This window comes from Mycobacterium sp. 1423905.2 (assembly GCF_001673155.1).
Taxonomy (GTDB): Bacteria; Actinomycetota; Actinomycetes; order Mycobacteriales; family Mycobacteriaceae; genus Mycobacterium.
The window spans coordinates 24,976-36,268 of sequence record NZ_LZLE01000229.1 but is presented as its reverse complement, the minus strand read 5'-3'; the positions used below and the strand labels follow the sequence as shown (position 1 = coordinate 36,268).

Sequence of the window (11,293 nt, the reverse complement as noted above, 5' to 3'; positions counted from 1 at the left end):
ATGATCCACACCCGGTCACAGTTCACCCGCATCAGGTCGTCGTACGCTTCCTCGCTGAGCACCGCGTCGCCGGGCCGCTCCTCGCGCAGCCGGCGCAACAACAGCGCATTGGCCAGCGTGTCACCGGCGTCTCCGAGCGCCCACGGGTGCCCGAACCCCATCTCGTCACGCACCCGTAACAGCAGTTCCCCAGCGTCCACCGCAAGGTCGGCGGCGAGCTCCGCGTCCGTCTGGTCTGCCACGGCTAGAACGCCGGCCATGGGATGGGACGGTGGCGGTTGGGACCAGGCATCACCGGATTGTCCAACAACCCGTAGGCCCGCAGCCGCAGCGCCGCGATCTCCGCGCTGGTGATGTGCCCGGCGAGCTCCTCACCCAACGGCCCGGCGACGGCGTCGGCCAGCCGGGCCACCGCCTCCAGGGTGTCGTCGTCGACCGGCTTACCGGCCCAGCCCCACAACACCGTGCGCAGCTTGTCCTGCACGTGCAGGCTCACCCCGTGGTCCACCCCATACACCTTGCCGTCCAGTCCGCACAGGATGTGGCCGCCTTTGCGGTCGGCGTTGTTGACCAACACGTCGAACACCGCCATCCGCCACAGCCGGCGGTCGTCGGCGTGCATCAAGACCACCTCATCGCCGCTGTAGTCGTAGGCCTGCAGCACGGGCAGATATCCCGGCCGCGGTTTGCGCGCGGGGAACAGGTCGACCAGGTCGGGCCCGGGCGGCTCGGACGATTCCTCGTCCCCGGGCTGCTCCACCCACAGCTGCAACATGCCCGGGCCGGCCGGACCGTCGCGAATAATCGTGTACGGCACGATATTCCAGCCCAAGTAGGTCGACACCAGGTACGCACCCAGCTCGCGGCCGGCCAGCGTCCCGTCGGGAAAGTCCCACAGCGGCTGCTCCCCGGCGACCGGTTTGTACACGCAGTGCACGCTGTCGGCGCCCAGCGTCGCCTCACACAAGAAGGTGGCATTGCTCGCGGAGCGGATCCGGCCCAGGATCGTCAGCTTCCCGTCGCGCAATACCTGCCGTTTTTCACTCCTCGGGGTCATCGTTGGACCCGAGCAGCGCCTCGCGCCGATAACCATTGGTGCGCGCGCAGATATGCCCCTCCGGATCCAGCGGTTCCTCACACAGCGGACACGGCGGACGTCCGGCCGAGATGACCCGGTTGGATCGGGTGGCGAACTGGCGTGCGGACTCCGGGGTCAGAAACACCCGCACCGCGTCGGGCCCTTCCTCGGTGTCATCGAGCACCACCGAGGCATCGAACTCCGCGTCGGTGACGGCCAGCAGTTCGACCACGACGGTCTGCGCTTCGGAATCCCACCCCAGGCCCATCGTCCCGACCCGGAATTCGGCATCCACGGGCATGATCAGCGGATTGAGGTCCTCGACCTCGGCAGGCTCCGGGGGAACCGGGGTGCCGAAGCGGCGATTGACCTCCAACAGCAGCGCCCCGATCCGTTCGGCAAGCACCGCGACCTGCTGCTTTTCCAGAACCACGGACACCACCCGGGAGTCGTGCACCGCCTGGATGTAGAACGTGCGGTTTCCGGGTTGCCCAACGGTCCCGGCTACAAAGCGGTCGGGTGTGCGGAAGACGTGAATTGCGCGGGCCATGGCACTTCCCAAAATACCGTGCAGTCGGCGCACCTGCGTGACTCAGTCGGTGGAACCGCCGACCACCGCGTCGCTGGACGGCTGCTCCTGCGGCGGCGGAGCGGCGCGCAATGCGGCGGCCAGCCGGGCGCCGGTGTGGTTGACGTGCAACACAAACGGCCGCAACGGTGTGTACCGAATCACGCTGACCGAACTCGGGTCCGCGGTCACCCGTTGAAACCCGTCCAGGTGGATGCCGTAGGCGTCGGCGATCACGGCCTTGATCACGTCGCCGTGGGTGCAGGCCACCCAGAGCGCATCACCGCCGTGCTCCTCGGCCAGCCTGCGGTCGTGTTCGCGGACCGCGGTCACCGCGCGGGCCTGGACCTGCGCCAACCCCTCACCGCCGGGGAACACCGCCGCGCTGGGATGGGCCTGCACCACCCGCCACAATGGCTCGTTGGCCAGCTCGCCGATCTTGCGGCCGGTCCACTCCCCGTAGTCCACTTCGGCGAGCCGATCCTCGATCACCGGCTCCAGACACAGCGCCCGGGCCAGCGGTTCGACGGTGCGCCGGCAGCGCAGCAGCGGCGAGGTCAGCACCGCCCGAATGGGCAGATCACCGATCCGGTCGACCAGTCCGGCGGCTTGCTCGCGGCCCCGGTCGTCGAGGTCCACCCCCTCCGACCGGCCGGCCAGCACGCCGGCGGTGTTCGAGGTGGACCGGCCGTGGCGCAACAAGATGACGGTCATGTCGCCGCGACCGTCCCGGTGGCCAGCAGGACCAGCACCGCCGCGCCGGCCAGCACGCGGTAGCCGACAAACCAGTACATGTTGTGGCGCACCAGGAAACGCAGGAACCACGCCACCGCGGCCAGCCCGATGACGAACGCGATGACCGTGGCCACCAACAGTTGGGGCCCGGTCGCGCTCATTCCTTCGGTGACCGGATGAAACGCGTCGGGCAGCGAGAACAGACCGGAAGCGAACACCGCGGGGATAGCGAGCAGGAAACCGAACCGGGCGGCCAATTCGCGTTCCAGGCCCAGGAACAGTCCCGCGCTGATGGTCGCGCCGGATCGGGAGACGCCGGGAACCAGCGCCAGACACTGCGCCAGACCCACCGCCAGGCCGTCACGCCAATTCAGCTGCTCGATGTCACGGGTCTGCCGGCCCAGATATTCGGCCAACGCGATCACTCCGGAGAACACGACCAGCGCCGTCGCCACCACCCACAGGTTGCGCACGCCGGAGCGGATGGCGTCCTTGAACAACAGGCCGAGGACGCAGATGGGGATGGTGCCGATGATGACGTACCAGCCGAGCCGGTAGTCGGCGTTGCGGTGCGAGGTGACGAACAGGCCGTTGAACCAGGCGCGCAGGATGCGCATGATGTCCCGGGCGAAATAGATCAACACCGCGGCTTCGGTGCCCAACTGGGTGACGGCGGTGAAGGACGCGCCGGCATCAGCGCCGAAGAACACCCTCGACACGATGGCCAGGTGTCCCGAGGAGGACACGGGCAGGAACTCCGTCAGGCCTTGCACGACGGCCAAAACGATGACCTGCCACCAAGACATCGCCGAGACCGCAGACACGACGACGACCGTACCTGGTGTCGGCGTCGGCTACCCGGCGTGGAGAGTTCAGAGGGTGGCGACGGCGTGAGCGACCGCGTCGCGTACGGCGGCGGCCAAGCTGCGCTCGTCGGTCAGATCGATGTCGACCAGGCTGCGAACCGATTTCGCGACCACATCCTCGGCCTGCGGCACTGGCCCGGCCAATCGCGGTCGGTAGATTTCGACAATCAATGAGCGATGTTCGATGTGGAAGGAAAAACTGCGCCCGTCCCCCACTTGCCCGTATCCACTGGCATGAATGCCCGTCGATAGGTCTTCGAGAGCAAACTCGTGGTCTGCAATATGCCGGTCAACGATGACGGTCATAGTCCCGACGATACCTCTTCGAGACCGCTCGCCGAGCGCAACATGACCAAATTGAGCGCGGCAACGTTCCTTAGAATCGAATTCGTTACCCGACGATGCGGAGTTCGACGGTTGCCGAGACGGCGTAAATGTTCTGTTCACCCCCGGTTTACCGGTGCGTTCCTTTTGCTGATCCTGGTCGCCGGTTGTTCGTCGAATCCGCTCGTATCCGCGCCACCGACGATCGAGCCCGCGCACCCCGCTGTGTCGCCGCCGGTGACGCAACCGCCGGCCGGCGTGGTGCGCCCGCTCGACGGCCATCCGCAGCAGGCGATGTTCGACGCCGGCACGGCGGAGTTGGTGGTCTTGACCCCTGGGGCCGACGCGGCGGCACCGGCCAGCGTCACCGTCCTGGCCAAGGCGCCGGCAGCGCCGCGGGTGTTGGCCCTGCCGGGCCCCGCCACCGCCCTGACCTGTGACGGCGCCAACGCCTACCTGGCCGGACGCGGTGGCTATTTCCGGCTCGACCTGCCCAGCGGCCGGGTGGAACAGGTAAAGATCACCGGTGCCGAAACCGTCGAGTTCACCGCGATCGCGCGGCGCGCCGACGGCACGTTGGTGCTGGGCAGCGCCGACGGAGCGGTCTACCTGCTGGCCGCCGACGCCCGATCAATCGCGCACCGCGACGAGTTGTTCGCCCGCGTCGACGCCCTGGTGACCCAAGGCAACACCGCGGTGGCGCTAGACCGCGGCCAGACTTCGGTGACGACGATCAACGCCGACGGCCGCGCCGAGCAGGCGCTGCGGGCCGGAGAAGGCGCGACCACCATGGCCGCCGATCCCCTGGGCCGCGTTCTGGTCACCGACACGCGCGGCGGCAACTTGCTGGTGTACGGGGTGAGCCCGTTGCTCCTGCGGCAGTCCTACCCGGTGCGCCAGGCGCCCTACGGCCTGGCCGGGTCACGCACCTTGGCTTGGGTGTCCCAGACCGCGTCTAACATCGTCATTGGTTACGATCTGACGACCGGAATCCCTGTGGAAAGGGTGCATTACCCCACCGTGCAGCAACCCAACTCGCTGGCCTACGACGACGCCTCGGACACGTTGTACGTCGTGTCGGGGTCCGGCGCCGGGGTGCAAGTGATCGAGCACGCGGCGGCCAACCGTTGACCGCGCCGCGACGAAGCCAGTTGCCGCCCGGGTGGGACAGCGACATGTCCGACGAATACGAATGGGTGCCACTGCGGCTGCCCCCCGAGGTCACGCGGCTCAGCGCATCCATCCGACTGTCCATCGAAGCCGAATACCGCGGCTGGGAACTTACCCGGGTCCGGTTGTATACCGACGGAAGCAGACGAGTGTTGCTGCGCCGCAAGAAGTCTCGGCTGGACAACCGGCGACCTGAGCAACCCGAGCTGTAACGCCGCGTGAATCACCCGATGTACGGCCTGCTGCGCCGCCTGCTGTTCCTGCTGCCCGCCGAACGGGTCCACACGCTGGTCTTCGGCCTGCTGCGCGCGGTGACCGCCATGGCGCCGGCACGTCGGTTGCTGCACCGCCGGCTCGGTCCGAGCGACCCGGCGCTGGCCAGCACGGTCTTCGGCGTTCGTTTTCCCGCACCGCTGGGGCTGGCCGCCGGCTTCGACAAGGACGGCGCAGGCCTGGACACCTGGGCTGCGCTGGGTTTCGGGTATGCCGAGGTCGGCACCGTCACCGCGCAGGCGCAGCCCGGCAACCCGCTGCCGCGCCTGTTCCGGCTGGCCGACGACCGAGCGCTGCTCAACCGGATGGGCTTCAACAATCACGGCGCCGGCGCGCTGGCGATCCGGTTGGCCCAACACACACCCGCGGTGCCGATCGGGGTGAACATCGGCAAGAGCAAGGCCACCGATGCCGTCGACGCCGTCGCGGACTACCGGTACAGCGCCCGGCTACTCAGCCCGCTGGCCGCATACGTGGTGGTCAACGTCAGCTCGCCGAACACACCGGGCCTGCGTGATCTGCAGGCGGTCGAAGCGCTGCGCCCGATCCTGTCGGCGGTGCTGGCCGAAGCCGAACGGACGTCGACGCCGGTGCTGGTGAAAATCGCACCGGACCTGTCCAACTCCGACATCGACGGCATCGCGGATCTGGCGGTCGAACTGGGCCTGGCCGGCATCGTGGCCACCAACACCACGGTGTCGAGGGACGGATTGCGCACCGCCGGCGTCGCCGACCTGGGTGCCGGTGGTGTTTCCGGACCGCCGGTGGCCGACCGCGCGCTGGAAGTGCTGCGCCGACTCTACGACCGCGTGGGTAATCGGCTGGCGTTGATCAGCGTCGGCGGCATCGAGACCGCCGACGACGCGTGGGAGCGCATCACCGCGGGCGCCTCCCTGCTGCAGGGCTACACCGGTTTCATCTACGGCGGCGGCCGGTGGGCTAAAGACATCCATGACGGCATCGCCCGCCGGTTGCACGCCGGCGGGTTCGCCGCACTCAGCGACGCCGTGGGTTCGGCGGCGCGCCGCTAGTCGCGCCGCTGGGTGAACTTGATGTCGAGGCTGCGCAGGTAGGTCTGCAGCCCCGCGTCCTGCACGGGGATCAGGTGCGCCGGGGTGTCGGTCTCGTTGTAGTGGGCGTGCCACATACCGGGTGGAGTCGTGAACGCCCCGCCCGCCTGCCAGTCCACCCGGATCGGGTCGACGATGTTGCCGCGCTCGTCCAGTCGGGTGCCCAGCAGGGTGTAACAGCCGGACGGTGGCGCGTCCAGAATCAGGTCCAGTGCCACCGACTGGTGCCGGTGCGGGCGCTGCTCCTGGTTGGGCGGCAGCAGCCCGAACATCGCCCACAGCACGTGGGTGATGGTCAGCGTCTGCTCCTGGTCGGCGTTCGCCAGCAACACGCTGACCCGGCTCTTGTCGTTGGCGCCCGGACGCGTGGCGATGTCGTGCAGTTTGCCGACCAGGTCGGCGCGCCGGAACTTAGTGGGCCGGAATCGGGGCTGGGTCGCGTCGACGCCGAGGTAGCGCAGCAGCGGCTCGTCGTGCACCCAGTACATGGCGGCCTCCGCGGCGGCGTGGAAGTCCGCGGGCGAGCCCGCGGGCAGGGTGAGGAAGTCACCCTTCTCCCACGGCACTCGCCGACCGTTGACGGTGGCGACGCCGTGCCCATAGAGCACGTAGTACAGCTGCGAGGTGGCGTTGACCGCGGTGTCGATCCGCTCACCGGCGCGGATTCGCACGAAGTTGGCCAGCAGCCCCGGGCTGGTCGCCTCGCCGCTGATGCCCATCTTGTCGGAGAGGTCCAGCGGGACGATGCCGGTCGGCTGGTCGGCGTAGACGTCCGGGCCGAATTGCACGATCGGCATCGGCGGCGTGTGCCCCGAGCCGAGCGGGTTCGCGGCCTTGGAGTACTCGAACAAGCGGGCGTCGTCGGCCCAGTCGTCGAATGCGCCCTCGAAGCCGTACTCGGCGACGTTCGTCATTGGCGCCGGGACGGTCGGGTCCAAGTCAAGGTGTGTCGCGGTGACCATTTCGTCTCCTATCAGCACTAATGCGTGTTATATCTGAATAGTATCTATCTTGTATCTCAGTTGTCAAAAGGGCGCGGCCTCGCCACCGAGATCCGTCCGAGGTTGTACCGTCATAGACACTGGTGAGATACGACTGAGCCGCAGAAGGCGAGGGGCGCGTGGCCGCACAGACGACGCGGGAGCGGGGCACGGCCAAGGACCGGGCGCTGCACTACGTCAAGACCCAGGTGCTGACCGGGGCTTTTCCGGGTGGGGAACTGATCAGCGAAGGCGACGTCGCCAGCACCCTGGGCATGTCTCGCACGCCCGTGCGTGAGGCGTTTCTCCGGCTGGAGGCCGAAGGCTTGCTGAGGCTGTATCCCCAGCGCGGTGCTCTCGTGGTGCCGGTGTCCCCCGACGAAGTCCGCGCGGTGATCGAAGCCCGGTTCGTATTGGAACAGTTCGCCGTGTTTCAAATCGCCCGCCGAGGCCCTGGCGCCGGCGCAGCGGCGTTCGCGCGGCTTTCGCAAGCGCTGGAACGGCAGCGCGCCGCCGCGGCCGAATCGGACTGGCAGAACTTTCTGGATGCCGACCGTGCGTTTCACAGCGTCACCCTGGAAGAGGCAGGTAACGCCATCTTGTGCGACTTCTACTCCTCGTTGCGCGATCGGCAAATGCGCATGGTCGGTGAGTCAGCGGCCAGCGACCCGCACCGGATGACGACGATCATGGACGAGCACCGCGAGATCGCCGAGGCGCTGCGCGACGCCGATCTGGAACGGTCGCTGAGCGCCGTGCGGACTCACTTGGCCAGCACTTCGCGCGCCTTGGGCTTGCGCATTGACCATCTCGAAGGGCCCTGAAGTGATCGGTGCAGCGGCGGTAACGGTGGTCGCCGAGTCGCCCGCGCTGTTTCCCGCGCGCCAGCAGATGGCGGTGTCGCTGGGCTTCCACATCATCCTGGCCTGCTTCGGCGTGGCCTTTCCGACGATGATCTACGTGATGCATCGGCGCGGCATCGTCCGGGACGACCCGACCGCGCTGCGGCTGGCCAAGCGGTGGTCCAAAGTGTCCGCGGTGGTGTTCGCGGTGGGCGCGGTGTCCGGAACGGTCTTGAGCTTCGAGATGGGACTGCTGTGGCCGGGCTTGATGGGGCGCTTCGGTGACGTGCTCGGCCTGCCGTTCGCTCTGGAAGGTCTGTCGTTTTTCACCGAGGCCATCTTCCTGGGCCTGTACCTGTACGGCTGGGGCCGCATGCGACCGCGGTGGCACCTGCAGATGCTCATCCCGATGGCGATATCGGGCGTCGTCGGGTCCTTCTGCGTGGTCGCGGTCAACTCCTGGATGAACTACCCGACCGGCTTCACCGTGCGCGACGGCGCGGTCACCGATGTGCGCCCCTGGGCAGCGATGTTCAATCCGCTGGCCTGGCTTCAGTTTTTACACATGTGGCTGGGCGCGTTCCTGCTCGTCGGGTTGGTGGTCTCCGGTGTCTACGCCGCCGGGCTGCTGCGTGGCCGCACCGATGACCACCACCGGCTCGGTTTCCTGGTGCCGTTCGCGTTCGCGTCGGTCGCGGCGCTCATCCAGCCGTTCGTCGGTCACGTGCTCGGTCTGCAGGTCGGTGACAAGCAGACGTCGAAGCTGGCGGCGTTCGAACTGGCCCTGCACGACGAACCCGGCCCCGCGCCCCTTCGCCTCGGCGGGTTCCTGGTCGGTGACGAAGTGCGGTGGTCGGTGCCGGTCCCCCGGGTCGGCTCGGTGATCGCCCGCGGCACCCTGGATGGAACCGTTCCCGGCCTGAAGAATGTGCCACGGTCAGACTGGCCGCCGGTCAACATCACCCACTGGTCGTTTCAGCTGATGGTGGGCGTCGGCCTGCTGTTGGCGCTGGTGGCGGTGGTGTTCTGGCTGGCGCGCCGGCGCGGCCACGACCTGTTGGCCAACCGCTGGTTTCTCCGGTTTGCCGTGATCTCCGGACCGCTGGCCATCTTCGCGCTGGAAATGGGTTGGGTGGCAACCGAAGTCGGGCGCCAGCCGTGGACGGTGTGGCAGGTGTTGCGCACCGCCGATGCGGCGACCACCAACACTCAAGTCTGGTGGAGCTACATCAGCGTCCTGGTCATCTACCTGGCGATGAGCGTGGCGGCGTTCGTCGTGCTGCGGTCGATGGCCCGCCGCTGGCGCGCCGGTGAAGAGGAGCTGCCCAGCCCGTACGGGCCCGCGGTGCTGGCCGAAGTGCAGGCCGACCGATGAGCCTGGCCGCGGTGGTGGCCGCCGCGATGTTCGTCGGGGTGATCGCCTACGCCTTGTTGGGCGGCGCGGACTTCGGCTCGGGCTTCTACGACCTGACCGCGGGCGGCGGCCGCCGCGGCGCCGAAGTGCGGACGCTGATCGACCACAGCATCGGCCCGGTGTGGGAAGCCAACCACGTGTGGCTGATCTACGTACTGGTGATGTGGTGGACGGGGTTCCCCCGCTCGTTCGCCGCGGCCACGACCACGCTGTTCACCCCGCTGATGCTCGCCCTGGCCGGGATCGTCCTGCGCGGGTCCAGCTTCGCGTTCCGCAAGTACGCCGCGACGTTCTCCCAGGCTCGCCTGTACGGCGCGGTGTTCGCCGGGTCGTCGTTGATCACGCCGTTCTTCTTCGGCACGGTCGCGGGCGCCATCGCCTCGGGCCGGGTGCCGGCCGGCGGGTACGGCGATCCGGTTGGCTCCTGGATCAACCCGACCTCACTGGTCGGCGGTGGCCTGGCGGTGACGACGTGCATCTTCTTGGCCGGGGTGTTTCTCACCGCCGACGCGGTGCGCACGGACAACACCGAATTGGCCCGGCGGCTGCGGATACGCACGCTGGCGGTGGGTGTGGTCGCCGGGTTGATCGTGTTCGCGGGCCTGTATCCGGTGGACCGCGACGCGCCGACGCTCAGCGCCGGCCTGGTTGGGCGGGCTCTGCCGCTGCTCGTCGTGGCGGCGTTGGCCGGCGCCACGACCTTGGCGCTGTTGTGGCGGCGGCGCTTCACCGTCACGCTGTTCGGCCGCTCGGTGCCGATCGCGCGGGTCACGGCCGCGCTGGCGGTGACCGCCGTGGTCGCCGGCTGGGGGGTGGGCCAATATCCCTGGATGCTGGTCGACCAGATGCGCATCGCCGACGCCGCCGGTGCGGGCGCGACGCTGGCCGCGCTGCTGGTGGTCGTGGGGCTTGCCGCGGTGATCGTGGTGCCGCCGCTGGGCTACCTGCTGTGGTTCACCCAGACCGAACCACGATCGAATGCCGCCCCGGCGCCACAAGTTCCCCGATGACGGGAGCGCCGGGGATCTCGCCCGCGACGAGCAGCCCGCCGGAGGTTTGCGCGTCGGCCAACAGCAGCGCCGTCTCCTCGTCCACGTCCGATATGTCGACGTGCGGCGCCACCCAATCCAGATTGCGCCGCGTCCCGCCGCTGACGTACCCGGCCGCCGCCGCCGCTCGCGCGCCGCTCAGGTAGGGCACCGCCGTCGCGTCGATGACGGCGGTGACCCCGCTGGCGCGGGCCAGCTTGTGCAGGTGGCCTAGCAGGCCGAAGCCGGTCACGTCCGTGGCGCATTCGACGCCGGCCGCCAACGCTGCGTTCGCGGCCTCGGCGTTGAGTGTGGTCATCGCGGTGATCGCCTCTTCGAAGCGTTCGCCGGTGGCTCTGTGCCGGGTGTTGAGCACGCCGATGCCCAGCGGCTTGGTCAGCGACAGCGCGGTACCCGGCTGGCCGGCGTCGTTGCGCAGCAACCGGTCCGGGTCGGCGATGCCGGTGACCGCCAGCCCGTATTTGGGCTCCGGGTCGTCGACGCTGTGACCGCCGGCCAGAAAACAACCCGCGGCCGCACAGACGTCGGCCCCACCACGCAACGTCTCGGCGGCCAACTCGAAGGGCAGCACCTCACGCGGCCACCCCAACAGGTTCACCGCCACCACCGGGCGTCCGCCCATCGCGTACACGTCCGACAGCGCATTGGTCGCCGCGATGCGACCCCAGTCGTAAGGGTCGTCGACAACCGGGGTGAAAAAGTCCGTCGTCGCGATCAACGCCGTGCCGCCCTCGATGAGCACCGCGGCCGCGTCGTCGCCGGTCTCCAGGCCCACCAGCAGCTCACCGGCCGGATTCTGCGGGGTGGTCGCGGTCAGGCCGCGAACCACGTCCTCCAACTCCCCGGGCGGTATCTTGCACGCGCAGCCGCCGCCGTGGGCGTACTGCGTCAGTCGATACGTCACGGCGTCCATAATTGTCGCCA

At 68.6% G+C, this 11,293-nt stretch carries 13 protein-coding genes and 1 pseudogene; 6 read left to right on the top strand and 8 right to left on the bottom strand.

Translation table 11 applies throughout. From position 1 onward, the window contains the following. From A9W95_RS14590 to A9W95_RS14565, 6 genes and pseudogenes are all read right to left on the bottom strand, one after another. Window positions 1–260 (bottom strand): annotated as a pseudogene (locus A9W95_RS14590) (3'(2'),5'-bisphosphate nucleotidase CysQ); the annotation flags it as partial. Next, window positions 245–1,057 (bottom strand): SCO1664 family protein, encoded by an 813-nt coding sequence (locus A9W95_RS14585; RefSeq protein ID WP_067413849.1) that lies wholly within the window; start codon window positions 1,055–1,057, stop codon window positions 245–247. The gene A9W95_RS14585 and the pseudogene A9W95_RS14590, both read right to left, overlap by 16 nt. Beyond that, window positions 1,041–1,628, bottom strand: a complete 588-nt coding sequence (locus tag A9W95_RS14580; protein WP_067413845.1) for a DUF3090 domain-containing protein — start codon at window positions 1,626–1,628, stop codon at window positions 1,041–1,043. Before A9W95_RS14580 ends, A9W95_RS14585 begins: the two co-directional genes overlap by 17 nt. Before the next feature lie 42 nt (window positions 1,629–1,670). Beyond that, window positions 1,671–2,360, bottom strand: coding sequence for a histidine phosphatase family protein (locus tag A9W95_RS14575; protein WP_067413842.1), 690 nt, complete (start codon window positions 2,358–2,360; stop codon window positions 1,671–1,673). Further along, a complete protein-coding gene (locus A9W95_RS14570; RefSeq protein ID WP_067413839.1) occupies window positions 2,357–3,187 on the bottom strand; it encodes an undecaprenyl-diphosphate phosphatase in 831 nt (276 codons plus the stop codon). Before A9W95_RS14570 ends, A9W95_RS14575 begins: the two co-directional genes overlap by 4 nt. Window positions 3,188–3,253: 66 nt before the next feature. Then, window positions 3,254–3,553: a hypothetical protein gene (locus A9W95_RS14565; RefSeq protein ID WP_067413836.1), complete on the bottom strand. Its 300-nt coding sequence runs from the start codon at window positions 3,551–3,553 to the stop codon at window positions 3,254–3,256. A gap of 42 nt (window positions 3,554–3,595) precedes the next feature. On the opposite strand from A9W95_RS14565, the gene A9W95_RS14560 reads away from it, so the two are divergent. Genes A9W95_RS14560 through A9W95_RS14550 form a run of 3 tightly spaced genes read left to right on the top strand, consistent with a single transcriptional unit; the run spans window position 3,596 to window position 6,045 of the window. Next, window positions 3,596–4,702: a YncE family protein gene (locus tag A9W95_RS14560; RefSeq protein WP_371328073.1), complete on the top strand. Its 1,107-nt coding sequence runs from the start codon at window positions 3,596–3,598 to the stop codon at window positions 4,700–4,702. Beyond that, entirely contained in the window at window positions 4,699–4,953 is a 255-nt protein-coding gene (locus A9W95_RS14555) for a DUF5703 family protein (protein WP_067413831.1), read from the top strand. Before A9W95_RS14560 ends, A9W95_RS14555 begins: the two co-directional genes overlap by 4 nt. Window positions 4,954–4,971: 18 nt before the next feature. Then, window positions 4,972–6,045: a quinone-dependent dihydroorotate dehydrogenase gene (locus A9W95_RS14550; RefSeq protein WP_067413862.1), complete on the top strand. Its 1,074-nt coding sequence runs from the start codon at window positions 4,972–4,974 to the stop codon at window positions 6,043–6,045. Here the strand turns inward: A9W95_RS14550 and A9W95_RS14545 are convergent. Continuing rightward, a complete protein-coding gene (locus A9W95_RS14545) occupies window positions 6,042–7,046 on the bottom strand; it encodes a cupin domain-containing protein (RefSeq protein ID WP_067413828.1) in 1,005 nt (334 codons plus the stop codon). The genes A9W95_RS14550 and A9W95_RS14545 overlap by 4 nt on opposite strands. A 158-nt stretch (window positions 7,047–7,204) precedes the next feature. On the opposite strand from A9W95_RS14545, the gene A9W95_RS14540 reads away from it, so the two are divergent. From A9W95_RS14540 to A9W95_RS14530, 3 genes are read left to right on the top strand one after another with little or no spacing between them, the layout of a single operon-like run. Next, a complete protein-coding gene (locus A9W95_RS14540) occupies window positions 7,205–7,888 on the top strand; it encodes a GntR family transcriptional regulator (RefSeq protein ID WP_067413826.1) in 684 nt (227 codons plus the stop codon). Beyond that, window positions 7,866–9,281: a cytochrome ubiquinol oxidase subunit I gene (locus tag A9W95_RS14535; protein ID WP_253851662.1), complete on the top strand. Its 1,416-nt coding sequence runs from the start codon at window positions 7,866–7,868 to the stop codon at window positions 9,279–9,281. The genes A9W95_RS14540 and A9W95_RS14535 overlap by 23 nt, the downstream gene beginning before the upstream one ends. Beyond that, a complete protein-coding gene (locus tag A9W95_RS14530) occupies window positions 9,278–10,330 on the top strand; it encodes a cytochrome d ubiquinol oxidase subunit II (RefSeq protein ID WP_067413823.1) in 1,053 nt (350 codons plus the stop codon). Before A9W95_RS14535 ends, A9W95_RS14530 begins: the two co-directional genes overlap by 4 nt. Here the strand turns inward: A9W95_RS14530 and selD are convergent. Beyond that, entirely contained in the window at window positions 10,275–11,282 is a 1,008-nt protein-coding gene (gene selD / locus A9W95_RS14525; RefSeq protein WP_371328072.1) for a selenide, water dikinase SelD, read from the bottom strand. The genes A9W95_RS14530 and selD overlap by 56 nt on opposite strands. Window positions 11,283–11,293: the final 11 nt, after the last annotated feature.